This window comes from Gordonia sp. NPDC062954, from assembly GCF_044543825.1.
Lineage (GTDB): Bacteria > Actinomycetota > Actinomycetes > Mycobacteriales > Mycobacteriaceae > Gordonia > Gordonia tangerina.
This window is the reverse complement of record NZ_JBITWL010000018.1, coordinates 61,104-85,518: the sequence shown is the minus strand read 5'-3', so window position 1 is coordinate 85,518 and position 24,415 is coordinate 61,104. Positions and strand designations below refer to the sequence as shown.

At 63.9% G+C, this 24,415-nt stretch carries 25 protein-coding genes and 1 tRNA gene; 16 read left to right on the top strand and 10 right to left on the bottom strand.

The annotated features are described in order from the left end of the window. Positions 1 to 87 precede the first annotated feature (87 nt). On the top strand, positions 88 to 294 hold the full coding sequence (locus ACIGKQ_RS17125; RefSeq protein WP_396574556.1) for a DUF2945 domain-containing protein: 207 nt from the start codon (positions 88 to 90) through the stop codon (positions 292 to 294). Between the two features lie 32 nt (positions 295 to 326). Here ACIGKQ_RS17125 and ACIGKQ_RS17120 read toward each other — a convergent pair whose 3' ends face one another. Further along, positions 327 to 1,100 (bottom strand): enoyl-CoA hydratase, encoded by a 774-nt coding sequence (locus ACIGKQ_RS17120; RefSeq protein ID WP_396574545.1) that lies wholly within the window; start codon positions 1,098 to 1,100, stop codon positions 327 to 329. Positions 1,101 to 1,268: 168 nt separating this feature from the next. Next, a complete protein-coding gene (locus tag ACIGKQ_RS17115; RefSeq protein ID WP_396574544.1) occupies positions 1,269 to 2,123 on the bottom strand; it encodes a hypothetical protein in 855 nt (284 codons plus the stop codon). A gap of 779 nt (positions 2,124 to 2,902) precedes the next feature. Between ACIGKQ_RS17115 and ACIGKQ_RS17110 the strand changes: the two genes are divergently transcribed. The 5 genes from ACIGKQ_RS17110 (at position 2,903) to ACIGKQ_RS17090 (ending at position 6,810) form a co-directional block, all read left to right on the top strand. After that, positions 2,903 to 4,429, top strand: coding sequence for a protein rep (locus ACIGKQ_RS17110; protein WP_396574543.1), 1,527 nt, complete (start codon positions 2,903 to 2,905; stop codon positions 4,427 to 4,429). Positions 4,430 to 4,480: 51 nt separating this feature from the next. Beyond that, positions 4,481 to 4,900: a hypothetical protein gene (locus ACIGKQ_RS17105; protein WP_396574542.1), complete on the top strand. Its 420-nt coding sequence runs from the start codon at positions 4,481 to 4,483 to the stop codon at positions 4,898 to 4,900. Between the two features lie 163 nt (positions 4,901 to 5,063). Further along, positions 5,064 to 6,515, top strand: a complete 1,452-nt coding sequence (locus ACIGKQ_RS17100) for an FtsK/SpoIIIE domain-containing protein (protein ID WP_396574541.1) — start codon at positions 5,064 to 5,066, stop codon at positions 6,513 to 6,515. Then, positions 6,512 to 6,640 (top strand): hypothetical protein, encoded by a 129-nt coding sequence (locus ACIGKQ_RS17095; protein WP_396574540.1) that lies wholly within the window; start codon positions 6,512 to 6,514, stop codon positions 6,638 to 6,640. The genes ACIGKQ_RS17100 and ACIGKQ_RS17095 overlap by 4 nt, the downstream gene beginning before the upstream one ends. After that, positions 6,640 to 6,810 (top strand): helix-turn-helix domain-containing protein, encoded by a 171-nt coding sequence (locus ACIGKQ_RS17090; protein ID WP_396574539.1) that lies wholly within the window; start codon positions 6,640 to 6,642, stop codon positions 6,808 to 6,810. Before ACIGKQ_RS17095 ends, ACIGKQ_RS17090 begins: the two co-directional genes overlap by 1 nt. On the opposite strand, the gene ACIGKQ_RS17085 is transcribed toward ACIGKQ_RS17090, so the two are convergent. Together ACIGKQ_RS17085 and ACIGKQ_RS17080 are read right to left on the bottom strand one after the other, a co-directional pair. Further along, positions 6,792 to 7,346 carry a hypothetical protein gene (locus ACIGKQ_RS17085; RefSeq protein ID WP_396574538.1) on the bottom strand — a complete coding sequence of 185 codons (555 nt, stop codon included), beginning with the start codon at positions 7,344 to 7,346 and terminating at the stop codon, positions 6,792 to 6,794. The genes ACIGKQ_RS17090 and ACIGKQ_RS17085 overlap by 19 nt on opposite strands. Before the next feature lie 386 nt (positions 7,347 to 7,732). Continuing rightward, the gene (locus tag ACIGKQ_RS17080) at positions 7,733 to 8,275 is read right to left on the bottom strand and encodes a hypothetical protein (RefSeq protein ID WP_396574537.1); all 543 of its coding nucleotides are present in this window, start codon (positions 8,273 to 8,275) and stop codon (positions 7,733 to 7,735) included. Positions 8,276 to 8,372: 97 nt separating this feature from the next. On the opposite strand from ACIGKQ_RS17080, the gene ACIGKQ_RS17075 reads away from it, so the two are divergent. Next, positions 8,373 to 8,543, top strand: a complete 171-nt coding sequence (locus ACIGKQ_RS17075) for a helix-turn-helix transcriptional regulator (RefSeq protein WP_396574536.1) — start codon at positions 8,373 to 8,375, stop codon at positions 8,541 to 8,543. A gap of 320 nt (positions 8,544 to 8,863) precedes the next feature. Next, complete coding sequence (locus ACIGKQ_RS17070; protein ID WP_396574535.1) at positions 8,864 to 9,973, top strand: tyrosine-type recombinase/integrase; 1,110 nt, start codon at positions 8,864 to 8,866, stop codon at positions 9,971 to 9,973. Between the two features lie 96 nt (positions 9,974 to 10,069). On the opposite strand, the gene ACIGKQ_RS17065 is transcribed toward ACIGKQ_RS17070, so the two are convergent. Beyond that, positions 10,070 to 10,140, bottom strand: a tRNA-Gly gene (locus ACIGKQ_RS17065). A gap of 177 nt (positions 10,141 to 10,317) precedes the next feature. Between ACIGKQ_RS17065 and ACIGKQ_RS17060 the strand changes: the two genes are divergently transcribed. Genes ACIGKQ_RS17060 through ACIGKQ_RS17050 form a run of 3 tightly spaced genes read left to right on the top strand, consistent with a single transcriptional unit; the run spans position 10,318 to position 12,626 of the window. After that, entirely contained in the window at positions 10,318 to 11,157 is an 840-nt protein-coding gene (locus ACIGKQ_RS17060) for an SDR family NAD(P)-dependent oxidoreductase (protein ID WP_396574534.1), read from the top strand. 31 nt (positions 11,158 to 11,188) lie between these two features. Further along, positions 11,189 to 11,821, top strand: coding sequence for a TetR/AcrR family transcriptional regulator (locus ACIGKQ_RS17055; protein WP_266062826.1), 633 nt, complete (start codon positions 11,189 to 11,191; stop codon positions 11,819 to 11,821). 16 nt (positions 11,822 to 11,837) lie between these two features. Beyond that, a complete protein-coding gene (locus ACIGKQ_RS17050) occupies positions 11,838 to 12,626 on the top strand; it encodes an SDR family NAD(P)-dependent oxidoreductase (protein ID WP_396574533.1) in 789 nt (262 codons plus the stop codon). A 9-nt stretch (positions 12,627 to 12,635) separates the two neighbouring features. On the opposite strand, the gene ACIGKQ_RS17045 is transcribed toward ACIGKQ_RS17050, so the two are convergent. After that, entirely contained in the window at positions 12,636 to 14,105 is a 1,470-nt protein-coding gene (locus ACIGKQ_RS17045; RefSeq protein ID WP_396574532.1) for a hypothetical protein, read from the bottom strand. A gap of 212 nt (positions 14,106 to 14,317) precedes the next feature. On the opposite strand from ACIGKQ_RS17045, the gene dcd reads away from it, so the two are divergent. The 4 genes from dcd to ACIGKQ_RS17025 all read left to right on the top strand — a co-directional run bounded on the left by dcd (position 14,318) and on the right by ACIGKQ_RS17025 (position 19,338). Beyond that, positions 14,318 to 14,893, top strand: coding sequence for a dCTP deaminase (dcd, locus tag ACIGKQ_RS17040; RefSeq protein WP_235721898.1), 576 nt, complete (start codon positions 14,318 to 14,320; stop codon positions 14,891 to 14,893). 119 nt (positions 14,894 to 15,012) lie between these two features. Beyond that, positions 15,013 to 16,422: a UDP-glucose dehydrogenase family protein gene (locus ACIGKQ_RS17035; protein WP_396574531.1), complete on the top strand. Its 1,410-nt coding sequence runs from the start codon at positions 15,013 to 15,015 to the stop codon at positions 16,420 to 16,422. A gap of 99 nt (positions 16,423 to 16,521) precedes the next feature. After that, positions 16,522 to 18,141 carry a hypothetical protein gene (locus ACIGKQ_RS17030; protein ID WP_396574530.1) on the top strand — a complete coding sequence of 540 codons (1,620 nt, stop codon included), beginning with the start codon at positions 16,522 to 16,524 and terminating at the stop codon, positions 18,139 to 18,141. Between the two features lie 204 nt (positions 18,142 to 18,345). After that, entirely contained in the window at positions 18,346 to 19,338 is a 993-nt protein-coding gene (locus ACIGKQ_RS17025) for a hypothetical protein (protein WP_328715142.1), read from the top strand. 25 nt (positions 19,339 to 19,363) lie between these two features. Here the strand turns inward: ACIGKQ_RS17025 and ACIGKQ_RS17020 are convergent, their stop codons facing one another. Together ACIGKQ_RS17020 and ACIGKQ_RS17015 are read right to left on the bottom strand one after the other, a co-directional pair. Next, a complete protein-coding gene (locus ACIGKQ_RS17020; RefSeq protein ID WP_266062820.1) occupies positions 19,364 to 20,143 on the bottom strand; it encodes a MerR family transcriptional regulator in 780 nt (259 codons plus the stop codon). Positions 20,144 to 20,178: 35 nt separating this feature from the next. Next, positions 20,179 to 20,754, bottom strand: a complete 576-nt coding sequence (locus tag ACIGKQ_RS17015) for a TetR/AcrR family transcriptional regulator (RefSeq protein ID WP_396574529.1) — start codon at positions 20,752 to 20,754, stop codon at positions 20,179 to 20,181. A 98-nt stretch (positions 20,755 to 20,852) separates the two neighbouring features. On the opposite strand from ACIGKQ_RS17015, the gene ACIGKQ_RS17010 reads away from it, so the two are divergent. Next, on the top strand, positions 20,853 to 22,412 hold the full coding sequence (locus ACIGKQ_RS17010) for an MFS transporter (protein WP_396574528.1): 1,560 nt from the start codon (positions 20,853 to 20,855) through the stop codon (positions 22,410 to 22,412). Here the strand turns inward: ACIGKQ_RS17010 and ACIGKQ_RS17005 are convergent. Beyond that, complete coding sequence (locus tag ACIGKQ_RS17005) at positions 22,377 to 23,513, bottom strand: PDR/VanB family oxidoreductase (protein WP_396574527.1); 1,137 nt, start codon at positions 23,511 to 23,513, stop codon at positions 22,377 to 22,379. The two genes, ACIGKQ_RS17010 and ACIGKQ_RS17005, sit on opposite strands and share 36 nt — an antisense overlap. Before the next feature lie 4 nt (positions 23,514 to 23,517). Further along, a complete protein-coding gene (locus tag ACIGKQ_RS17000) occupies positions 23,518 to 24,411 on the bottom strand; it encodes a metal-dependent hydrolase (RefSeq protein WP_235721906.1) in 894 nt (297 codons plus the stop codon). Positions 24,412 to 24,415: the final 4 nt, after the last annotated feature.

Genomic DNA, 24,415 nt, shown 5'->3' with positions numbered 1-24,415 from the left:
CGTGATCTGTCCGGCGTTGTGTCTCGACTTCACACCATCGGCGTCGTAGGCCGTTTCCTCGAGGCTGCGGCGGGGCATGCTCGTGACATGGCGATCAGCAAAGACGACAAGGTCGAATGGAACACGTCGCAGGGCACGACGGAAGGACACGCCCGCGAGAAGCGCGTCTCGGAGTTCACTTTCGAGGGGCAAAAGTTCAATGCCAGCAAGGAGGAGCCGTACTGGATCGTGGAGTTGTCGAAGACCGGCGCCAAGGCTGCACACAAGGAATCGTCCTTGACGAAGAAACAGTGATGCTCAGAAGCGGGTCACGGTGTCTCGGCCGATCATGAGTCCGTCCACACCGGATCACGCTTGCCGAGGAACGCAGACATCCCTTCCTGGGCGTCGCAGGTCAGTGCGTTCGTCGCCATCGTCTCCTGCATGAGCGCATACGCGTCTGCTTCGCTCTCATCGATCTGCTGGTAGAAGGCCTTCTTGCCGATAGCAACCGTCATCGCGCTCGACGCCGCCACCTTCTGCGCCAGGTCCATGACTGTCGAGCCCAGCGCGTCGTCGTCGACGACGTCGTTGACCAGGCCCCAGTCGGCGGCCGTGGTCGCGTCGATTGCGTCGCCGGTGAGCAGCATCTTCATGGCGCGTTTGCGCCCGACGGCCCGGCTGAGGGCGACCATCGGGGTGGAGCAGAACAGGCCGATCTTGACGCCCGGCGTGCTGAACATGGCCGAGCGTGCGGCGACGGCGAGATCACACGTCGCGACCAACTGACAACCGGCGGCGAAGGCAAAGCCGGCGACCTCGGCGATGACTGGTTGCCGAACGGCGTGCACCGCCGAGATCATCTCGGTGCACGCGGAGAACACCGCGCGTTCGTCGTCGAGAGTCCGGTCGACCAGTTCGGACAGGTCGTGGCCGGCGGAGAAGGCCGGACCGAGTGCCCGGATCACGATCACCCGGACCTCGGACGTGAGGCCGAACTCGTGCAGCGCGGCCGTAATCGCCGTCATCGTCTCGGTCGACAACGGATTGCGGCGACGTGCATCGGTGAGGGTGATCACCCCGATGCTGTCGTCGCGCGTGATGTCGACTCCGTGTGACATGACGGCCTCCTTGCCCGAGTCCCCCCCGGACGGTTGTAGCACGCACGCCCGCCCGGACAGGCCGACTGCCACACGTGTTCTTCCCCGGGTTTCGTTTCGCTCGCCGCCGAGTAACAGGCGGGAAGGAAACGATGCCCGGGGAAGAATGTCAGCTTTCGGCGATCGGGGTCACGGAAGCTTGGGTAGCGCGTCTGTGATGCCCTTGATGGCTCCGTTGAACTGCTTGTTGGCGTCGTCGAGCGTCTTGTCAATCGTCGTGCGTACCGTCTGCTCGACGTCCCGCTGGGTCTTGTGCCACTGTGCCGTCGTCGGCATGCCGAGGTTGTTGTTCCCGAGGGTTTTTGCTCCGTCGCCCTTGCGCAGGCCGAGTTTTTCGTCGTGAATCATCATCGCAGTACCGACGCCGCCCAGTGCCGCACCGACACCCGCAGCCGTCCAACTGACCGCGAGGGTCGCCGCCGCTCCGGCCACGAATCCGACCGGAACTCCGATCACTCCGCCGATGACACCGCCGGGAATCGCGCCGATCCCGCCGGCCAGGCCGCCTATGCCGGCACCGATCGCGGCGCCGATCACGCCTCCCGCTGCCGCGCCGCCGATGAGCGCCACGGTCTCGAAGGCCAACAGGGGCACCAAGGTGACATAGCCCGCGACCTGCGCGCCGGTCTGCGCATCGCTGCCGATTCGCTGCCAGTCGGCGGGGGTGAAGGCCCACGGGTTGACGTTGGGTGCCCTGGTCGGAATCGCGGATGCCGGCAGCACGATCACCTCATCGGCGACATCGGTCGGAGTGGTTGACGCCGGCTTCCCGCTGAGCCGATCCGACTGCGTCGACGGGATCACCTTCATCACCTGTTCGGCCGCACCAGTCGTCAGCTGCGCCGGCGCAGTGGTCACCGGCTGCACCGCCGGCGCAGCTGCGGCGGCAGGCCCGGCGAGCTGGCCGAACTGGACTGCAGCGGACACGGTGACCGCACCGGCGATCATCTTGAGCGACGTCGTGCGCACACGCGACAATTGCATGAGAGTTCCCCTTTGATTCCCCGACGGCATGATCGGCACGATCAGCCGGACGGGCCGACCGTAGCGGATGTGGAGGTCGGACTCTGCCAAGGGGGTGGTCGGGAGTTGTCTCGATCAGGAGTGTCAGCGGCCATCCGGGTCGGACCGGAAGCAACGACATTGCGGCGCATAATCTATTGGGGGACAGATGGTTTCGAGGTGGCTTTTGGTGGGTGCAGCCGAATTGTGCCGATGTACCGTCCGTGGTGCGGCCCCGCGCAGCCGATCACGAAAGGTCGGAAGTTCATTCGCGTGAACGAACGAACCTCCGATCCCCCGCACGCCGGAGTCGGCGTGGGGGAGACGGCGGCACCTTCGAGACCGGACCGCCATTTTGGTCCGTTGCCGGCGCTGCCGTACGGGAACCCGACGTTGCTTGGCCATGGTCGAAGTCATAGCCAAAACTTCCGCTCACCAGAACGCCGACGCCGTCAGGTTCACGAATCACGCCAGGCCCTTCGCGACGTGTCCAAGCCCGAAACGCGCCGCTTGTCCCGCCTCTTGCCGCGGACAGCGTCTGTGTTGGCATCTGCGCTCACAGTGAGTATTGAGCACGATCTGACTCAAACGTGGAGCCGATGACGGGAATCGAACCCGCGTATTCAGCTTGGGAACGTGATGGAAACATCGATCATGACGCTCACCAGCTGAGATAGCGCTCACCAGGAGCACGGCGAACCACCCCGTGCGGAGTACTCGTACCGAGGACTCGTACCAGACCGGACAGCTGCGAGCTGTCAATGGGGATCAACGCCACCAACGATGAACAGAGTCGGACGCGCCCGCGCCAGCGGGTCGGCCGAAACCGAGGCGCCGTCGACGAGAGGGTAGCGACCAGGAAAGGCGCGAAGCGAAGCGAGAGCGCCGACCAGGGGAGCACCACCCCGAGGCACGTAGCGCCGCTTGAGAATACGCGAAATAGTGAGTCTCACCTATCCATCCCCGGACCTGTCGATGAAGCGGGCCTGGCTCAACGGTGGTCTGATCGTGCTGTTCGTACCTCGATGATGGACTATCTCCATCGGAGGTCGTCCCTGTCTCGGGTTCAGCAGTGCGGGATCGTCGCGGTCGGTCCTGTGCACTTGGAGGTCGGCGTACCGCCTGAGGGTGGATCTCGGGTCGGACGCTTTCGGGGATTGAAAACCTGCGGGTCAGTGTGGGCCTGCCCCGTCTGTGCGCCGAAGATCGGACGGGCTCGCGCTGATCAGATTCGTGAAGGTCTGCTTGCCCATCGAGGTCGGGGCGGGTACGCGCTGTTCATGACGCTCACGATGCATCATCGTGCGGGAGTGGATCTGCAGGAGCTATGGGATGACCTGATGATCTCTTGGCGATCGTTGAAGCAGCGTTCGACGTGGAAGTATTTGCGACAGCGCGGGGTTCGTGATCTTCGTAGTATCGAGGCCACCTGGTCTGAGCAGCACGGCTGGCATCCCCATCTTCATGCGCTGGTGTTCGTTCCTGATGCGTCAACGCAGATGGAGGTGCTTCGTCTCTGGTCCAGTCTGGTTCAGGATTGGATTCGGGCAGTGGATGCGCGTAATCCTCAAAGTAATCGGAGGTTCAGTAGGACTGGTGCGCGGATTGAGCCGGCTCCTCGAGGGGTGAAGTATGCGGGAGTCAAGGCTCAGCACCTGAAGACCGTCAACTTAGATGACCCGGCAGATCTAGGCCAGTACGTCACCAAACTGGCCTGGGACGTGCCCGCCGAGATTGCTCTTGGCGCAGTGAAATACGCTATGTCAGTGGGTGACAGGGAGTCTCGCACACCGTTTGAGATTCTCGCGGCAGTGGCGACGGCGGATCGTACTGACAGGGATGATGCTCAGGTTCAGCGTGATCGTCTGCTCTGGTATCAGTGGGAGCGGGCATCTCATGGACGGCGACAGATCACCTGGTGTCATGGGCTGCAGAAGGATCTTGGGCTCACCGATGTTGGTTCTGATGAGGAGCTCGCCTCGGTGCCGGAGGAGTCTGAGCAGGTGGTGTTCCGCTCTGTCGCGGGGTTCACCAAGCATGAATGGTCCCGTGTTCCTGTGCCTTTGCGTGCTGCTCTCAAAGAGGAGCTGCTCCGGGTCTCGGAAATCTGCTCAGCTGAAACACTATTTGTGTCACTTCGTGCGGTTGCGGCTCAGTATCGAGTGTCACTGCTCACCGGTAGTTCGTGGACTGCTCATCTGGATCTGCACGGTGATGATCAGTTCTGCACTGTGCATGATGTGTCCAATATCGTTGCTGCGGTTCACCTTTCGAAGTCTATGCGATAGTATCGAAGAAGATTCGAGATAGCGGATCATTCTCTAGCGGAAAGGATTTCAATGCCAGCGATCACAGGACCGATCCCGGTAGATACGGCGGCGTTCAACAAGGTGGTCTTCTTCAGCTCAGAACCCGCGATGGCTTGGGACCAAGATGAGGGCGCGCCTTCGGAGACGGAGCAGGCCAAGGATGACGACGGTCGAGCGCTGTACACAGTGCGACTGGCTGTGGAGTACACCGGAGCCTTCGGTCGATCTGTCGCGGAGATCGTGGAACTGCGCACCACTGAACAGCGAGGTGAGGATCCCGCCAAGACGTGCTCGGGTAAGCCAATCCGTATCGACGGTCTCACGGTGAGCAATCAAGTGAGGACCACATCGGCCGGCAATTCCTTTCTGCAGCAACGCTGGTACGCCGAATCGGTAGGTCCTGTGTCAGCGAATCACGCTACGACTGCGACGACTCAGGTGAAGGCGTAGTCCAATGGGGGTGGGCGATGAGTTGTTCAGGATCTTAGGGGCAGGTGAAGTAGTAGCGCCGCGGCGATCTGTGGCCAGTTACGAGGGCCAGATTCGTCGTCACCGTCGGAATCGGTTGATCTTTCGGGCGCTTCGCTGGTGTGCACTTCACTGGTACGTGGTTGTGCCGCTTTTTCTGCTCCTGTTCAACTTCTGGCTGGGGCTGGTCGCAGCTGTGCTATCGCTCACCTATGTGTGGTATCGCCGAGACCAAGCCGGCAAGGAACGGGCACGTCGGGTTCAGCTGGTGGGCTCCGAGGCGGACTTTGCTCTCATGACGGCGGTGCATCAGTCCTGGGCCCAGACCATGGTGCAGGTGGGGCTGGCGCGTCGGCCAAATGGGATGCACGGTCTCGGTGATCGGCGGGCGTACGGAATGTATCGGTATCGTACTGAGATCCAGTACAACCGGCTCGCGGACGGGGATCGGGACTTCGAGGTTCCTCAATCTCAGGTGATCGGTTCGTCACCTGTGGGTCCGATGTTGGAAGTCAAGATGCTACTGGGCCAGGTAGTCGAGGAATGGGTTCGCGTTGCGGATCGGTTGGCTAACGCCTGGAACGTCCCCAGTGTTGGCATTGTCCAGGTGGGGCCGAGTCTGCTCCGCGTCACTTTGGTGTGCCGTGATCCATTGGCGCGCACTGTCGGTGGCCAAATACCGTCCCCGGCGGAGGATCTCACCAAGGTGTCTTGGGGTCTAACAGCAGACGGTGAGGAGCTTGTTCTCACCTTGAAGGACAACGCCGGAATGGTGTTCGGTGCTGAGCCGGGCGGCGGCAAGACAGCGTCACTCTGTGCACTGTTGGTACGTCTGGCGCAGAACCCCGCAGTTCAGTTCGCGGTCATCGACGGGAAGGCTGGCGCGGATTACGTCTGGACGGAGGAGCGCGCCCAGTTCTGGTTGCCCACCAAGGATAGGGAAGCTGCCGCCGAAGTGCTCCGTATGTATGCCGCTGAGTTGGATCGTCGTACTGCGTACTTCCGTGCTCTCGTGACGGAGTGGAAGCGGGTCGGTGCGCCGGAAGGAATCGACCCTCCCACGTCGTGGTGGCATTCGCCTCCCTCTGCACAGTTCCCGTTGCTCGTCATCGTGATTGACGAGGCACACGTGTTCGTATCTGGAGCCACTACCAAGGAGGAAAAGGCACAGCAGGAGGAGGTGACGGAGTTGATCGCAGATCTGGTTGCGCGCGGTCGCTCCGTTGGCATGTTCACGATCTGTGCGACTCAGAAGCCCACTTCCGATGCTCTGCCCACCAAGATCTCTGCGAAATCGTCCGTTCGGGTGGCCGGCAGGTTGGTGACGTCTCAGAGCACAGTGGCTACGTTGGGGCGATCACCCAACGAGGGGGAACCAGACCCAATGTTGCTGCCTGAACGGCCCGGCATGGTGGTCCTGGATCAGGAAGGTTCCGGGCGGTGGGTTTCCGGACGCACCTGGTACGTACCGAACTCGGATCTGGTCCGCTTTGGCATGACTCTGGGCCATCTTCGTACGCCGCTACCTGAGGCATCTGATCCCATCGATGAGGAGTTTCGTCACATGACGGAAACGAATGAGAAAGGAACACAATGAGTTTGGATCTGGGCATGTTTACTGGAGTGGAAGACCCCATCACCTTGCTGGCTTTGTTCAACAATGTCTTCACGGGTACGTTTCAGACCATCTTCTTCACCACTCCGGCGCCGTATCTGTTTTGATGCGTCATCATTCGATCCCGGAGGCAGCTCGGATGCTCGGCGTTGCAGAGTCCACTCTGTATCGGTGGGTCAAGCTGGGCACGGCGGAGGCGTCTACTACTCCAGGTGGACGCCTCTGTCTATCGGACGCAGAGCTCGCTAGGCTGCGGGACTACTGCTCCAGTAGGTGAGTGATCGCCCATTTGAGTGGAACACTGTTGTTCGCCATCGTGTCGATCTCGTCCACGTCCACTGTTGTGTCGTCCAACTCCTCGATGATGCTCAAGTCGTCCGCGTAGAACACCACTCGTTGTTCGGGCTGGTCTATCCGGGTATCAATCATCACGCCCGCCCAGTTGGGGTAGTCGCGCACCGTGCGTTTTACCCGCTTTGCAGATATGGGGCTGGGTGGTAGATGGATCTCCCCGCGCCTGAGCGCATCGATACTGTTGTTTACAAATACTTGCCAGCTTCCTATAAATATCGTCGTGTTCTGGTTCAGTTCCTCGGTGCCAGTCTGTCGAAGGGTGTCATATCGATGGTGTTCTGATATCTGTTGTGCATCGCAAAGCATCACCATGTATCGGAGACCCATATCAGCGTGTAGCGCCACAATATCTGCGTATAGTTCTGGGTCTGCGCTTTCTGTCCTATCGGGTGTCAGGACTAGCGCAGCGCTGCTGGCACTGCTGCTCGTGGCCAAGACAAGAGTTGCGATGTCAATCAAGTCGCTGCCTTTCGTCTATCGCATACCGAATCAGGGGCTGTTGCCGTATTTTGAAGTGGTCATCTCATTCTCGCGTTAAGCTCGTGTGGAGCTCGATCTAGTAGAGAGTATAGAGAAACGACTCACAGTCGTTCCTCGGCGCTCTGAGAGCGCAGTATAGGGTCAGCGGGAGACGAGTCTCCTTCCGAAACTTCCGATTCTTTCTCTGGTGCGCGACATGACCGAAGTGGAGGAAGAGCTGACCCTATACTGGACAACGCAAGATATTTACTGATATTCTCACATATAGAGCGAGATCCCCATCCTCACTCTATATGTGGTGGTGAGCCCCTCCTGGCTATGTCGGTCAGGAGGGGCTCATTCGTTTTGCACGGGCCAGATCACCGTCATTGGTTCCTGGTGTCGGGCAGGCGCTCCACGAAGGGGCCGCGTCGTGAATGGATTCTTTTCTGGTCGAATAGCTTTCGTGTTTCCGTATCCGGTTCCGTGAGTGCGAATGACCAGTCGTTCCCATGTTGCTTCACACCGGTTATGCGATACGGAGCTAGGATGAAGGTTTTTGATGTCACTAAAAAGACCTCGTCTATCCAATCCGGTGCATCTTTTACTGCCCAGTATCGGTTTACTCCGTCGATCTGTCGCTTCGTGTAGTTGTTGGGTAGGCCTGCGATCCACCCTTTATGGGTTCGAGGATCACCAGGAATCGGTGTTATTGACTCAGCGGGCTGCACTTTCACGGCGATTGCCCTTGGGTGCGGCAGATCTTCAATGAATTGTCGATCTGCAAGTTCTTCGACCGTTTCTTCTGGCCACGCTCGGGTCTTACCGATTGTTACAGGCGTCCCAGTGATTACGCCCAGCGCTTCCAGCGCCCGGATGTTGCTGGTGGGGATGGCCAGGCGTTTCGCAAGCTCGTTGGTGGTGATCACTGGGGCATCATACATCCCGCAGTCGGGTGGATTAATTGAATCCACGTGTTTATTATGTGTGGTAGAGTATCGAAGACGACGAGAGAGGAGGTGAGGGATGAAGCCGTTGATGCAGGTGGGAGAGGTCTCGGACGCGATCAGGGTGTCGCCGGCCACGGTGACGCGACTCACGCGGACGGGTGCACTGCCCGGGGTGCGAGTGTCGCCGCGACGGTGGGCCTGGCGACCCGAGGATGTCGAGGAATATGTGAAATCGAGAATCTGCTGAAGGGAGCGGGAAATGGGGATCAGCATTCATTCATGGGATTCAGACCGGTCGACATTCTTCGGATTCAAGGCCTGTGCTTGTGACGAAGACTATTTCGCCCGGGTTTTCCACGACGACATCGGCCACGAGATTTTCTGTCCGATATGCCATTCGTCACTCCGGGTTATGGAGTCGGATGTGTATCCGCCCTGGTTTTTGGAAATGAGGTGATTTTGTGATAGGCGGTGGCGAAGCTTTTCTCACATACGAGAACGGTCGCTGGATTTCTGAATCAGAGATCCTGAGGCGAAGTCGAGAAAAGCAGCAGCAAGAAGAGGCTGATGGCGAGCAAGAGGACCGTTAACGGTAAAACGAAGTGGCGCGGTCGAGTATATCTCTACGACCGCGCCACTTCGGCTGTTCGAGAACAAACCAAAACTTTTGACCGGAAAACAGATGCGCAGGAATGGGAGCGCGTTCAGCGAAAGAAGAACAAGCGGATACCCTCACGACGTGGACCTGTTACTCTGCAAACCTATCTGACGAGCGACAAACTCGATCAGGTGCTGTACGGGCTCGGTGCCCATACAAAAGAAGTGTATCGCTCCCATATTCGGGTCAGGATTTTTCCCGATCTTGGTCTGCTGCAACTGGATCGGATCACACCATCTCATCTTGAGGCGGCGCAGCTGAGTTGGCAACGTCAAGTCGGCACGTCCACGATCGCAGGGACTCGAAACTGCCTATCTCGTATCATGAAACAGGCAATCTCTGATGGATATACGACCGTCAATCCGGTTGATGATTCGCGTCGACTGAAAGCGCAACCTCGAATAGTGTCAGAAACAACCCTTTCACCGGTAGATGCCAATCGACTCATTGAGATACTATCGAAAAGAATAGAAAACAAGGATGTTTTGCTATTCATTCTCATTGCATTGCATACCGGAATGAGGGCAGGGGAAATTGAGGCGCTACAAGAAAAAGATGTTGATCTTAGCCGAAGAACAATTACGGTGTCTCGCGCATATTCAGGATACTCTCCACGAACATTACAGACCACAAAGTCCGGAAAAGGGCGCACCGTCCCGATACCCAACGCTCTGGGACGAGCGTTCACAGAGCTACATCCCCAAATCGGACGCACCGCCGACCCGCTGCTGCGAAAACCGGACGGAACCCGACTTACGGCAACCTCCGTGGTTCGGAACAAGGCCGTGAACTGGAACGCCACACTGGAGCAGCTCGGATACCCGGCCTTCAAGGTCCGCGACCTTCGCGCCACTGCCATCGTGGGCTGGCTCCGAGCAGGAGTGCCAATCTCCACGGTGAGGGAATGGGCAGGCCACGCGGACCTCAAGACCACCACCAAATATGCCCGTATCGCCGGCACTGACCTCGCCCACGGTCTCGCGCTCCTCGACGCGGTGGACAGAGCTGAGGAGCGGTGAGAGACCGCAGCCCCTTACTTAGAGGCTCGTTTCTCGTACCAACCACTCGTACCAATCGGAAGGAGGAGTGCAGCAAAAATCCGGTCTGACCTGCAGAGCCGATGACGGGAATCGAACCCGCGTATTCAGCTTGGGAAGCTGATGTTCTGCCATTGAACTACATCGGCGTGCGAGCCGAGACTCGCGAACGACAGCCTAGCAAACGGTCGGACATGCGGTGATGCCGACGCCCCGGTGGATGGTGTGACGGGTCGTTCGGTGGCGGTGACTGCCGTTCGGCAGACGTGGGGTGCAGGTGGGTTCCATACTCGACGGACCGCACATGCCCGACGAAGGAGTCACGCGTGGACTACCGCGACAAGACCGTCCTGATCACCGGCGCCAGTGGAGGTATCGGCGCCGCTTTCGCGACGGGTCTCGCTGCCCGCGGAGCCAATGTCATCTTGGTCGCGCGCAATGAGGCCAAGCTCAAGGAACTCGCCACCGACCTGCACGACAGTCATGGCATACGTGCCGAGTACCTGGCGGCGGATCTGTCGGAGCCGTGCGCGTCCGATGACGTCGTCGAGGAACTCGATCGTAGGGGACTCGCCGTCGACATCCTGGTCAACAACGCTGGGTTCGGGATGCACGCCGATTTCGCGGACTCCGATCCGGCGCGGATTCGTGACGCGGTCGCACTCAATGTCGGGGTGTTGACCGACCTCTGCGCCGTCTACATGTCACGGATGACACAACTGGGCGCAGGAGCGATCATCAACGTGGCGAGTGTCGCTGCTTTCCAACCGGTTCCGCACTTGGCCGTATACGCGGCCACCAAGGCCTACGTGCTGTCTCTCAGTGAGGCGCTGTGGTGGGAGGGGAAGCAGAACGGGGTCAAGGTGCTCGCCGTGTGTCCGGGGGCCACCGACACCGGGTTCTTCGAAGCTGCGGCGCCAACGCCGATTCCGTCGGACCGCGACGGTCGACGAGCCAGGTCGTCAACACGGCGCTTCGGGCTCTCGATGCGGGCAAGCCCAGCGTCGTGGACGGGCTGTACAACCTGGTCGTCGTTGCAGTCAGCCAACTCGTCCCGCGGCGGCTTGCACTGGCCGTCGCCGAACTGGCCGTCCGGCCCAGCGCACAGGGCTGAGCAGGCGTCCGTCACTCCAGCACGGGCGAAGAACCTACCGGGAGGTTTGTAAAAACCAACCGACAGGTTTACTCTTGGCAGGTGTGAGCTCTCCACAACCTTCCACGGCCAAAGGCGCCGCAACGCGAGCCCGCCTGCTCGAGGTCGCGGCCATCGGATTCGCTGAAAAGGGCTATTCGGCAACTAAATTCAGTGAGCTCATCAAAACATCGGGACTCACCAAAGGTGCGTTCTACTTCTACTTCCCGTCCAAGGCGGCGTTGGCCTCGGCTGTCATCGCCGACCAAGAGCAACGATGGGTCGACCAGGTGGAGAAGCGGGTCCTGGCCCACCAGACACCGACCGAGCAGCTGGCCGACCTGCTCCCGGCGATGCTCGACCTGCTCAAGCACGAACCCGGTGCCTGGAGCGTCGTCCGGCTGGCCGGCGAACTCGGTGCCGACGGCGCGCTCGACGGGAACGTGGCCCAGCCGACCGATGCGTGGGTGGAGTTGCTCGCCGGCATCATCCGAGCCGGCCAGAAGACGCGAGAATTCCGTGCCGAACTCGACGCGGGCGGGGTGGCGACTGTCCTCGTGGGTGCCTTCCACGGCATCAAGAGTCTCGCCGACGCCGGCACACCCGCGGACCGCGGCCCCCAATTGGAGCGTCACGCCGAGATTCTCGCCGACCTCGCGTTCGCCGGGCTCGGCATCCTCAACCTTCCGACAGCCTGACCGACAGGAGCGAACCGTGGACCACCGCGACACAACCGCACTCATCACCGGCGCCAGCGGCGGCATTGGCGCCGAGTTCGCCCGCACGCTGGCGGCCAGGGGTTCTCATCTGATCGTCGTTGCCCGCACAGAGGCCAAGCTCGCCGCACTGGCCGATGAACTGGCCGGCCGGCACGGCATTCGCGCCGAGGTCATCGCCTGCGACCTGTCGGTACCGGGGGCTGCGCACACCCTGATCACCGAGATCGACAAGCGAGAACTGACCGTCGACATGGTGATCAACAACGCGGGTTTCGGCACCCACGGCGATCTCGTCGACGCCGACCCAGGGCGGATCAGTGGCGAGGTGTCCCTCAACGTCGCTACCCTGACCGATCTCACCACGGTCTTCTTTCAGCGGATGGCGCAGCGTGGCGCCGGAACCATCGTCAATGTGGCCAGTACCGCAGGGTTTCAACCGATCCCACACATGGCGGTCTACGGCGCCACGAAGGCGTATGTGTTGTCGCTGAGCGAGGCTCTCTGGTGGGAGGGTCGGCAGCACGGTGTGAAGGTTCTCGCTCTGTGTCCGGGCGCCACCGATACCGAGTTCTTCGACGTGGCTGGTTCCGACGACGCGGCTGTCGGTGCGCGGCGCTCGACACGCCAGGTCGTCGACACCGCCTTGCGTGCTTTGGACGCCGGTAAACCGAGCGTGGTCGATGGCATGCAGAACCGAATCATGGCCGTCTCGAACCGGTTTGCGCCTCGGCGCGTGGTGCTGGCGATCACCGAGCGGGCCGTGCGGCCTCGCCGCCGGGCCTGACGGCGTCCATTACCACCGCGCAGCCGACACCGACCCTCGCTTCGTTGTCGCTCCCGCTCCAGCCGGACGCTTGTCCTCGGCCAGGCACATCGACCGCAATACGTTGTGGTACACCACAAGTCCATACAGGTTGGGTGCGCCGACGAGGCCGGTGGACTTCGGGATCATGTCCGCAGTGATGCCGGCGTCGGGAAGCAGGTCGTTGAGCAGGGCGGCGGCCGGATCGACCCCGGCTTCCGACCAGGCCAACTCGACCATGTGTGCGGCCAATGCGTACGCGTAGTAGGCCGCGGTCAACGTCTTCGTCACCGAAAGATCGGCGATCGGGGCCGTCGCCGCGAAGTCGGCACCCTGATTGCGGTTGTGGCTCAACCCGATCACCACGTCGAGTGGTGCGCCACCAACGTACGGGATCAACACGCCGATCTGTGAGATCGCGTACTCGGCGGTGTTGTAGTCGGCGGGATCGGCCGGGATGAGATTCTGATGGACCCGGGTGTTCCGCATCCACTGCGCCACACCGTCACCCATCGCAGCGATCCGGCGATCGGTTGCCGAATCAGTGGTGATCGACTGGAGATAATTCGAGGTACGCTCGACGATCCGCGACAGCGGCAGCGTGCCGATCGACGGGCAGTTCTCCGGGTCGGCGAGGTCCACCTGACCGGCGATGTCGCGCAGCAGGCCGGGCACGGCCCGGGTGAAGCGTAGATCCTTCACCGACTTGCCGGCATTCTCCTTCTCCGAATGCGTCACCGACACGATGCACGCCTCGACCAGACGTGCACTCACGGCCTGGTACACCTGTGTCGCGGCAAACACCCCCAGCAGGATCGGCAACGTGATCAACGTGCCGACCGAGATCGGCCCGGCGATCGTCGCGATCGACGGTATGGTCCGGCGTGCAAGGGTGAGCGGAACCATCACCGTGACGTACAGGTACAGCCACACCGTCTCGACCGCCTGCGCGACGGTCAGGTTCTCAGCCGGAATCGCCTCGGTGGCCTCGCCGTTGCGCACGTTGAGCAACTGCGTGACGATCCACTGCGAGATCGGGTCTCGGTAGGTCATGATCGGGTCCTCGTCGTCGGCGCCGAGGTCGTAGGGGTGATTGGAGACCGCGAGTTTCGAGATTCGCAGCCCCTGCATATCGCGATGGGCGCGCGCCTTGATCGACGGTGCACGCTGCTGGATATCGGCAGGCATCGTCGGTAGCAACGAATCGAAGATCGCGTCGTAGACGGCGCCGAAGGTCGCGAACCGTGACCCGACGCATTCCTCTGGCTCGGCCGTCGTCCTCGATGGGACTGCAGCCGACGGTACGGTCGGCGCCGCCGAGGCCAGTGCGCCGACGCCCCGCTCGGTGCCGAACGACATCGCCACCGCGGTCACCACTACTACGGCGATCCCCACCACCAGCGCCCGCCGTCCGGCGTGACCACTCACATCCGACAAAGCCGACCCCCCACGCTTGCGCATGTGCCCCTTCTTCCCACACGCGACGCCGGGTTCGCCCCGGACCCACCCACGGTCGTTGTCTCGCGCATGTCACGCAGCGATCACGCGAGCATCACGCGGCTCACTGTAGAAGACGATTCGACCCGTTGACCATGCTTCGGAACGATTCGCATTCGGTTCGACAGCCGGCGGCCATCCGTCGTTCACCGGCCCGCGTCGGATAACCTCACAACGTGCTCCTCTCCGACCGCGACATCCGTGCCGAGATCGCCGACGGACGGTTGGCGCTCGAGCCGTTCGATCCCGCGCTGGTCCAACCGTCCAGCGTGGATGTGCGACTCGATCGGCTCTTCCGTGTCTTCAACAACACGAAGTACACCCACATCGACCCGGCGCAGCGGCAGGATGAACTGACGTCTCTCGTCGAACCCGCGGAGGGCGAACCGTTCGTCCTGCACCCGGGCGAGTTCGTGCTCGGTTCAACCCTCGAGGTCTGCACCTTGCCCGACGACCTCGCCGGACGTCTGGAAGGTAAGTCCTCACTGGGGCGGCTCGGATTACTGACGCATTCGACGGCCGGTTTCATCGACCCTGGGTTCTCCGGCCACATCACCCTGGAGTTGTCGAACGTCGCCAACCTCCCGATCACCTTGTGGCCGGGAATGAAGATCGGCCAGCTCTGCCTGATCCGGCTGTCGAGCCCGGCCGAACATCCCTACGGCAGCTCGTCGGTCGGTTCGAAGTATCAGGGCCAACGCGGCCCGACGCCGTCGCGTGCATATCTGAACTTCACCCAGCCCGCCGACTGAGGACACCGCGCCCGATTCAGGCCGCGTTCACCGTCGACGACCTGGTGTTCACCCGATCGATCGGGGCGGGTCACGTCACCGTAGCGTCGACGACGGATACCCCGCGTACCCACAGAACCATGAAGTTGACGGTGATCGGGTGTGGCTACCTCGGGGCCACCCACGCGGCCTGCATGGCCGAGCTGGGACATGACGTACTGGGTGTGGATGTCGACGCCGACAAGGTGGCGCGGCTCCAGAACGGCGAGGTCCCGTTCTTCGAGCCCGGATTGTCGGATGTGTTGCGGCGCAACCTGGCCGCCGGACGGCTGCGCTTCACCACCGATCACCGCGCGGCAGCCGAGTTCGCCTCGGTGCATTTCCTCGGCGTCGGCACCCCGCAGCAGCGTCGCGGGTACGGGGTCGACCTGTCGCACGTCGAGGCGGCGGTCGACGCCCTGACGCCGCTGGTCCGCGGCGACCACCTCATCATCGGCAAGTCGACGGTGCCGGTGGGAACCGCGGCAGCACTCGCACAGCGGATCGCGGTGCTCGCCGCACCTGACACACACGTCGAACTCGTGTGGAGCCCGGAGTTCCTCCGGGAGGGTTTCGCCGTCGAGGACACCCTCGAACCCGACCGACTGGTGCTGGGCGCCGATCCCGACCGCGACGACACCCGCGCGGCGCGAGTTCTCGCTGAGATCTATCGAGACATCCTGCAATCCGGGGTACCGTTCGTTCGAACCGACTGGGCCACCGCAGAATTGGTCAAGGTATCGGCGAATGCCTTCCTGGCCACCAAGATCTCGTTCATCAATGCGGTCAGTGAGATCTGCGAGAACGTGGGTGCCGATGTCTCCACCTTGGCCGATGCGATCGGCTACGACAACCGCATCGGACGTCGATTCCTCAATGCCGGACTGGGATTCGGCGGCGGTTGCCTACCCAAGGACATCCGCGGGTTTCTGGCCCGCGCCGATGAAGTGGGCGCCGGGCGGGCGCTGCGGTTCCTGCGGGAGGTCGACGCCATCAACACCCGTCGCCGTGGCGCGCTGGTCGACCTGGTCGCCGACGCGGTCGGCGGCGACGTGTTGGGCACCAACATCGCGATCCTGGGAGCCGCGTTCAAACCGGAGAGCGACGACGTGCGGGACTCGCCCGCACTCAACGTCGCCGGTCAGTTGGCGCTGCGCGGCGCCACCGTGACGGTTTTCGACCCCAAGGCGGTGGCAAACTCGCGTCGTCTGTATCCGACGCTGGGCTATGCCGACAGCGCGGTGGAAGCCTGCGAGGCCGCCGATGCCGTCGTCGTGGCGACCGAGTGGGCGGAGTTCGTGCACATGGTGCCCGAGGAACTGTCCAACGTCGTGCGCGCTCGGGTCATCGTCGACGGTCGGCGTTGCCTGGACGCCGGCGCCTGGCAGTCGGCGGGGTGGCGGTTACATGCGCTCGGCGGCCCCATGCGGCCTGCGGTCTCGCACTTTCCCGCAGACCTGGTATCCGGCGGCGATCCGATGGCTCCGGAGATCGCCCGACCGCACGTGTGAGGCGGTCATGTTAGTGTCGTGACCGCGTGCCATGGAGCGACGTCGTCGCCGAGGCGCGCACACGGGGGAAATGTTCACGGACGCAGGGCATCGGATCGGATGACAGACGACTCGACGGATGACGATCGGTCGGTCGACGCGACCACCGACTTCGACGCACGTCCGATCGACCGGTCGGTTCTCGCTGACGTCTCGGCCCAGCAGAACGCGCTCGCCATCCCGCCAGAGCTGCCGTTCGTCGTGATCGACGTGCGGCCCGGCGGTCTACGAGTGGGGCTGGCCGACCCGCGACTGGAAGCGGTGATCGGGGAGCGCACCGCCGCCGGTATCCGTCCAGACGTGCTCGATCAGCTCCTCGCCGATCATCTCGTGAGCACCGGTCGTGTTGCCGAGCCGACCAGTGACGAGTGGACCGCGGAGTTACTCACGCTTGCCGCACGAGCCCGCGCTCGGCTGGCCACCGCGGATGCGACCTTCATCATGGGCCGCGAGCACGTGCGGTTCTTTCGTGTCGCCCAACGTGACCTGGACGAGGCGACGGCATCACTGGCCGACGAGGTCGTCCGACTCTGCGACGAGGTGGCCACGACCACCACCGAATCCGTGCGGTCGGTGGTGCTCGCACCAGGGCATCAGACATGGCCGGGTCTGCTCACGGCGCTCGCCGCGCGCACACCGTGGCCCGTCCTGGCGATCGGGACGGCGGTCGACGCGGGCCCGCGTAGCCGCCATGACGCGCACGATGAGGTCCGTGAATCGGTCGTCGAGCGGCCGGCCGGTCCGATGCCGAGCGAGGCGATCGGGGCGCAGCTCATCGACTCGGCGACAACCGAATTCCCGCACAGTGACGGTGGTTCGGAGGCCGTCGACGCGGAACTGCCCGGCGCCGACACCGTTGCCCCCGAATCCGTTACCCCCGAACCGATTCCCACAGAATCCGTTGCCCCCGAAACGATTCCCGCAGAATCCGTTCCCGCAGAATCCGTTACCGCAGAACCTGCTGGCGCCGAGCCGGTCGCGCAACCCACTCAATCGGGGGACTTCCCCGTCGCGTGGATCGACGATGTGCTGACACCGATCACCGAGCCGATTGCAGTGGTGACCGCCACCCACGATCGCCACGGTCATCGGCCGGACGATGTCGCGGCGCGTGCCGGTCAGCCACCTTCGCCCCACGGCGAACCCGAGCGGAGCACAGCCGGCGACCCATATCTGCTCGATGCCCCCGCGACGCTCGACGACCCGGCACCGCGCACGGTCACCGACGTTCCGTCCCCGCCCCCGGGTGGTTACGACCCGCGCGACTGGTCTCTCGAACCCGCCGCTGCGGTGCCGTCGGTGCCCGCCGGAAAGTCGCGGCCGCGCATGCCGACAAGGCTGCTGGTGGGCGTCGGCGCTGCGGGAGTGGTAGCGGCGATCGCGGTGACTGTCGCATTCGGGGCCAGCGGTGACGGCGACCCGGCCGAGCGGCCGACCGCATCGTCGGCTGCCACCCACACCACTGACGCCCCCACGCCGACCTATGCGGACCCGGCCGATGTGGTGGACGCGGGGGTGGCGGCGGCACGTTACACGCCGCCCCCTCCACCACCGCCGTCCACCACCACCAGCGAGCCGACCCAACAGCAGCAGAATCAGCCGCGTCCACGCCCGCGTCCGCGTCAGCGCGTGATCCCCAACCCGATTCCCGGGTTGCCGCCGATCATCTTGCCCGGCTGACGGGCACCGGCCCGGCAAGGCTGTGCCGGCGATGCGGCTGTAACTGTGTCCTGCGATGATGCGTGTTACTGTCGGGAACGCGGCACGCTGGGACGATCCGTCGTGCCGAGGTCGGTTGATCGATGATCGCCATGTCATTTGGAGAACCGGCAACCAGCCGGCGTGCGGTCCGGAACTGCTCGAAACCGCAGGGCATCAGGTCCCATGACTCATTCTGTGACAACCGTCGGTCGCGGCGCCGCCGCCACGACCAGATCTCCGGTGCGCCGACTCAGTGCCGGCTTTCTGCGTGAGGTCGCGGAGAGTCAACGGGCGCGGGACATCGACCCGTCGCCGCTGTTTCTGCTGGTGAACATCACCGAGAACGGTGCGCACGTATCGACGATCGACCCGGAGACCGCGGCGGTGGTCGCTGATCGCCGCGACCGCATGCGCCGACCTGGCCAACGCGATGTCGCCGCAATGTGTCACACGGCGGAACTGACCGCGCCGGGACACATCGGCTCGGTAGTGCTCTCGACCGGTCACGACTCATCTCCCGATCTCGTCGCGACGATCGAAGCGCAGACCGAGCTACCGGTCCTGGTAGTGGAGCCGCGCTCGCCGCATGCCGGTGGCGGCGCGATGCCGACACCGGCCCCCACGGCGCAGACGCCGCCCGATCCGGCCACGGATCCGACGTCGGATCGGCCTGCCGAGAAGCGGCAGTGGCTCGCCAAACCTCGGGTCGCCCTCGGTATCGTCGCGGTCTGCGCCATCATCGGCGTCGGCACCGCACTGGTCTTCGCTGCGGTGATCGCAGTGTTCGCCGGCGACGACGTCGACAACCCCGACGGATTGTCCGCATTCGTCGGCGACGAACAGACGTCGGCCCCGGCCGACCCTGCTGGCGGTGGCGACGACGATTCGGGGCCGAAGCAGCCCGATCCGGTGAATCCCGGTCAGGTGGAGCCGACGCAACTCGACGCGGCGCGGCGACCGGCCGCGCAGTACGTCCCACCCCCACCGCCAGAGCCCACGTGGTCGGCCACCGATCCGGCGCCGGGTGGTCCGCCGCAGCGGCGTACTCCGGGCGAACCGGCGCCACCGCCTCCGCCGGCCCCCGCTCCGGCGCCGATCCCGGCACCGCCTCCACCCCAGCAGCGGACCATTCCCAATCCGATTCCTGGGCTTCCGCCGATCGTCGTGCCGTTCTGACGAGGCGGAGGTCGCGGGCCCCGGTCTACTGTGCGGGCGGAATGTCCGCAGGGCCCGTGGCCGACGCGCGCGCCCGGTTGAGGTAGTCGTTGAGCTGGCGAGCCAGGTCGCGATCGAGAGCACGGTCGAGCGCGTTGTGCGCCGACACCGAACCGGCTCGTCTCAGCTCCCCCAAAAGTTGTGCTGCCCAGTCAGATTCGGCTGCGGTGCGAGGTATCCACCCATCCTCGTGACCCTCGGTCACGGCGCGTCGGCCGGCCGAGATGACGATCTCCGCGACGGCCGACATCTCGTGGTCGAGCCGACCGTGTACATCGAGGATGCCGCTCAACGGCAGACCGAGCTTCACCAGACGTCCGTAGGCGGACACGGTCTCCTGGTCGAGGATCGTGTACCGCTCCGGTGGGTCGCCGGGTCCGTCGGCCTCGATCAGCCCGTAGGCGGCCAGCCGCTCGTAGTGTGCGGGATTCCCCGAGTTGAGCAGGTCGCGCAGCTCGTCGGCGGAGATCGTCGTCGAGGTCGCCGTCGACCACGGCTCGGAGACGAGCTCTTCGACGCCGAGTACCTCGGCCAGATTCTCGCCACGCTGCAAACCCGACAGGAACTCGCCGATGTGGCGGATCGTGAAGCCTCGTTTGAGAAGGTCGTTGATCACTTTGAGGCGCGCCAGATGTGCGTCAGTGTAGATCGCGATCCGGCCGCGGCGCAACGGCCGGGGCAGGAGACCGCGGTCCTGGTAGCCGCGGACGTTGCGGGTCGTGGTGCCGGCGGCGCGTGCGAGATCGTCGATCCGGTATTCGGTCACCGCGACATTCTCCCAGATCGACTGCCGCTCTCGGGTCACGGTGCCAGACCCCGGGCGATCAGCAATAGGACATTCTCGTAGTTTGCGGCGGCGTCGACGAACGGTGGATGCGCCGACGTCAGTTCCAGGCTCACCGCCCCGTGAACGCAGGCCCATGTCTGCGCGGCCAGCGCCACGGGGTCGCCGTCGCGGATGACGCCTGCTGCCTGGCCGTATCGCACGATGTCGACGAGGACCCCGAAGGCGGCCGCCGCCACCTCGTCGTCGGCGTGGCACTCGGTGGAGAACATCAGCTCGTAGAGACGGGGGTGGGCCAGCGCGAACTCCCGATACCTGTGCCCGCTGGCCAGGAGTCGCGCCGAAGCATCGGCGTCGACCGCCGCGATATGCGTGCTGAAGTCCCGGAAACCGTCGGTGACGACCGCGTCGAGGAGTCCGTCCTTGCCGTCGAAATGGTTGTAGACGCCCATCGGCGCCACGCCGGCTTCGGTCGCCACCGCCCGCACGGTCAAGGCCGACGGACCCTCCCGCTCGAGCAATGTGCGCGCCGCGGACAGCAGGTTGGCGCGAACCTCCGTCGCGCGGGTGCGCGGATTCTTGGTCGGCGACATGTTGACAACCCTACTAGCACGGCGTTCTACTTGAATAGAACAACGTGCTACAACACTATGACAACGTTCTAAATGTCCGCTTCTTCGGAGGAAAGACCATGCGTACTCGTTGGTGGGCCCTGGCGGCCCTCTGCTTTGCCGAGCTGTTGGTGATGGTCGACAACACGATCGTCAACGTCGCGCTGCCCACCATGGCGCGCGATCTCGATGCCGGGATTTCCGGGCTGCAGTGGATCGTCGACGCCTACACGCTGGTGTTCGCCGGGTTGCTGCTCACCGGCGGCTACCTCGGTGACCGCTTCGGACATCGGCGGATGCTGCTGAGCGGCATCGCCGGTTTCGCCGCGGTCTCCGCCCTCGCCGCGTCCTCGCAGACCCTCGGGCAGCTCATCGCGGCACGCGCCGGACTCGGCCTGTTCGCCGCGCTGGTGTTTCCCGCCACCCTCGCCATCATCGTCTCGATCTTCGTCGGGTCACGCGAACGTGCTGCGGCGGTGGGTATCTGGGCCGCGACCTCGGGTATCGCGGTGGCGATCGGTCCGGTGCTGGGTGGCTGGCTGCTCGAGCACTACACCTGGGCTTCGGTGTTCTGGGTGAATCTGCCGCTCGCCGCACTTGCCGTGATCGCCATCGTCGCGGTGGTCCCGGGCACCCGGCCCGCGCGCGTCTCCCGGTTCGATCTGCCCGGACTCGCCTTGTCGGTGGTGGGCCTGGGCCTGCTGACCTATTCGGTGATCGAGGGGCCGCACTTCGGGTGGACCGACCCGCGGACGATCGGCGGTCTGGTGGTCGCAGTGGTGGCGCTGGGCCTGTTCGCGTGGCGTGAGCTCACCGTGGACCATCCGATTCTCAACGTGCGGCTGTTCGCCAACCGCCACTTCGCCACCGCCGCAGCGATGATCAGCGTCGCCTTCTTTGCGCTGTTCGGCTTCATCTTCCTGATCACCCAGTTCTTCCAGGCGGTCAAGGGTTACGGTCCGCTCGAGGCCGGCCTGCGCACGTTGCCGTTCGCAGTGGTGATGGCCGTGTTCTCACCGGTGGCGATGGCGCTGTCGCATCGGTTCGGGCCGCGACTGGTGGCGGTGGCCGGGGCGCTGCTGATGTCCGGCGGCTTCGCCCTGGTCGAGGTGTCGTCGCGAACCTCGGGGTATTGGGAATTGATCATCTGGTCGATGTCGCTGATGGCGATGGGCCTCGCGTTCATCTCCGGGCCGTGCACACAGGTGATCATGGACGCGCTCGACCCCGAGCAGGCCGGCGCGGGGTCGGCGGTCAACGACACCACCCGCGAGATCGGCGGCACCCTGGGCGTTGCGGTGTTGGGATCGGTGCTCACCTCGGTCTACACCACGGGGGTGGCGGATCGACTGTCTGCGTTGGGTTTGCCGCAGACCGTGTCGGGCCTCGCCGAGGACTCGGTGATGGCCGGCGTGGAGGTGGCGCGACAGGCGCCCGCGACGGTGGCCGACCCGATCCGGATCGCGGTGCAGGAGGTGTTCGTCGACGGACTCCACGGCGCGGTGTGGGTGGCCGTCGCCATCACGTCGGCCGCTGCGCTCGCTGCGTTGATTCTGCTGCGGGGCGCACCGCGCGGCCACCGCGCCCAGCCCGACACCGAAGCGTCACAGCTCGAGCGTGAGGTCCCCGCGACCGCGTGACACGCAGGTGAGGAATGCGCCGCCGGCTCGTTCGGGTTCGGTGAGGATGTTGTCGCGGTGATCGGGCTCGCCGGACAACATTCTCACCTTGCACGTGCCACAGAAGCCCTGCTGACACGAGTACGGCACCGATCCGACCTCACGCCGCAAGGCCGCCAGCGCAGTCTCGTCGGCGCTCACCTCGACCTGCCGGCCGGTCGAGGCGATGGTGACCGTGAACGGCTCGCCGTCCTCGACCGGGGGTGGGCTGAACCGTTCGTAATGCAGTTCGATGTCCGGTCGGTCGGCGAGATGGGCGCGTAGGGACTCCAACATGGGCACCGGTCCGCAGCAGTACACCGCGAGTCCGGACGGGGCGCGGCCGGTGTGCGGGTCGAGCGGTCCCAACAGGTCGTCCATCGAGGGTAGTCCGTGTTCGTCGTCGGTGCGGATCACCACCCGATCGTCGTAGCGGGCCACCTCGTCGACGAACGGGATCGACGCGCGACTGCGCCCGGTGTAGACCATCGACCAGTCGAGTTCAAAGCGCTCGGCCGCGGCGAGCATCGGCAGGATCGGGGTGATGCCGATGCCGGCGGCGATGAAGCGAACCGTGCGTGCCGGCGATCCGTGCCCGGGGATCGACAACGGGAAAGCGTTGCGTGGTCCCTTGACCGACACATCGGTGCCCACGGTCACGGTATCGTGGACCTCGATCGATCCGCCACCGCCGTCGGGGATGCGCCGCACCGCGATCCGGTAGTGGAGGCGGTCGGCGGGGTCGCCGCACAGTGAGTATTCGCGCATACGGCCCGAAGCCAGCAGCAGGTCGAGGTGCGCGCCGGGATGCCACTGCGGGAGCGGACCGCCATCCGGGGCGCCGAAGGTCAGGGCCACCACATTCTCGTCCTCGGCCACCACGGTGCGGTCGATGACCCGCAGGGTCCGTACGCCGTCGTCGGTGGGCGGCTCGTGCAGCGGTGCCAGTGGACGCCAGAACGGCCACCATATCTTCGCAATCATGGTGCCGGCCAACAGCAACGGATCGTGCCGCCAACGGCCATAGAGATGCGGTGGGGGAGAAGTCATCTCGGTGCTGTGCGGGTGCGCGCGCTGATTCACCGGATCACCTTGCGTTGCGCGCTGCCGGTGATGCCGCGAGGTAGGCCACCGCCTGCGCGGTGCTGCCGATCTCGTTGGGATGGAAACCGGGGCGGAAGTAGCTGAAGGTGGCCCACACGATCTTGCGCATCTTCGGCAGCACACCGGCACGCACCCCGCGGTAGTAATGGTACTGGCGCTGAAAGAAGTTGTAGTGCACCGTGCAATCCTGCTTCATGATGAATCCGAACCCTCGATGGATCAGCACGAGCAGGATGGGTAGCACCACCAGCATCGCGCGGCCGCGGCGGAGATAACTGTCACCGAAATGGACCGCCACATCGTGGGCCACCGCACGGTGCTCCACTTCTTCGGCGCCATGCCAGGTGAACAGGTCGGTCATTGCGGGGTCGGCACCTGTCTCCACCCAGGTGTTGTTGAGGGCGAAATCCCCGAGGATGGCGGTGTAGTGCTCGAGCGCCGCGATCAGCCAGAGGCGTTCGATCAGGTGCTTGCGCCGGGCAACTGGTGTTCCGGAGTCCATGGGACCCAACACTTTGCGGAAGATCCATTCCATCTGCCGCTGATATGGCCGGGGGTCGATGCCGTGGATGTCCAGGAATTCCCACAGCACATGGTCGTGGGCTTCGGCGTGCATGGCCTCCTGGCCGATGAATCCGCGCATCGACGCCGCGAGCTCGTCGTCGGCGACCAGGGGCAGCGCCTCGTTGTAGGTCTGCACGAACCATCGTTCGCCCTCCGGCAGCATCAGATTGAGCACGCTGATGAAGTTCGATGCGACCGGGTGGCCGGGTATCCAGTGCAGCGGGGTCTCGGTCCAGTCGAAGGTCACGTTGCGGGCATGCAACTCGACCGGCCCGGGATCGGAGCTGTCGACATCGAGCGGTTGGCCGATCATGGGG

Bases quoted from the DNA above. Each gene is read 5' to 3' on its own strand.
- ACIGKQ_RS17125 (WP_396574556.1), top strand. From the start codon at position 88: ATGGCGATCAGCAAAGACGACAAGGTCGAATGGAACACGTCGCAGGGC.
- ACIGKQ_RS17120 (WP_396574545.1), bottom strand. From the start codon at position 1,100: ATGTCACACGGAGTCGACATCACGCGCGACGACAGCATCGGGGTGATC.
- ACIGKQ_RS17115 (WP_396574544.1), bottom strand. From the start codon at position 2,123: ATGCAATTGTCGCGTGTGCGCACGACGTCGCTCAAGATGATCGCCGGT.
- ACIGKQ_RS17110 (WP_396574543.1), top strand. From the start codon at position 2,903: ATGGGGATCAACGCCACCAACGATGAACAGAGTCGGACGCGCCCGCGC.
- ACIGKQ_RS17105 (WP_396574542.1), top strand. From the start codon at position 4,481: ATGCCAGCGATCACAGGACCGATCCCGGTAGATACGGCGGCGTTCAAC.
- ACIGKQ_RS17095 (WP_396574540.1), top strand. From the start codon at position 6,512: ATGAGTTTGGATCTGGGCATGTTTACTGGAGTGGAAGACCCCATCACC.
- ACIGKQ_RS17090 (WP_396574539.1), top strand. From the start codon at position 6,640: ATGCGTCATCATTCGATCCCGGAGGCAGCTCGGATGCTCGGCGTTGCA.
- ACIGKQ_RS17075 (WP_396574536.1), top strand. From the start codon at position 8,373: ATGAAGCCGTTGATGCAGGTGGGAGAGGTCTCGGACGCGATCAGGGTG.
- ACIGKQ_RS17070 (WP_396574535.1), top strand. From the start codon at position 8,864: ATGGCGAGCAAGAGGACCGTTAACGGTAAAACGAAGTGGCGCGGTCGA.
- ACIGKQ_RS17045 (WP_396574532.1), bottom strand. From the start codon at position 14,105: ATGCGCAAGCGTGGGGGGTCGGCTTTGTCGGATGTGAGTGGTCACGCC.
- ACIGKQ_RS17035 (WP_396574531.1), top strand. From the start codon at position 15,013: ATGAAGTTGACGGTGATCGGGTGTGGCTACCTCGGGGCCACCCACGCG.
- ACIGKQ_RS17030 (WP_396574530.1), top strand. From the start codon at position 16,522: ATGACAGACGACTCGACGGATGACGATCGGTCGGTCGACGCGACCACC.
- ACIGKQ_RS17025 (WP_328715142.1), top strand. From the start codon at position 18,346: ATGACTCATTCTGTGACAACCGTCGGTCGCGGCGCCGCCGCCACGACC.
- ACIGKQ_RS17015 (WP_396574529.1), bottom strand. From the start codon at position 20,754: ATGTCGCCGACCAAGAATCCGCGCACCCGCGCGACGGAGGTTCGCGCC.
- ACIGKQ_RS17010 (WP_396574528.1), top strand. From the start codon at position 20,853: ATGCGTACTCGTTGGTGGGCCCTGGCGGCCCTCTGCTTTGCCGAGCTG.
- ACIGKQ_RS17000 (WP_235721906.1), bottom strand. From the start codon at position 24,411: ATGATCGGCCAACCGCTCGATGTCGACAGCTCCGATCCCGGGCCGGTC.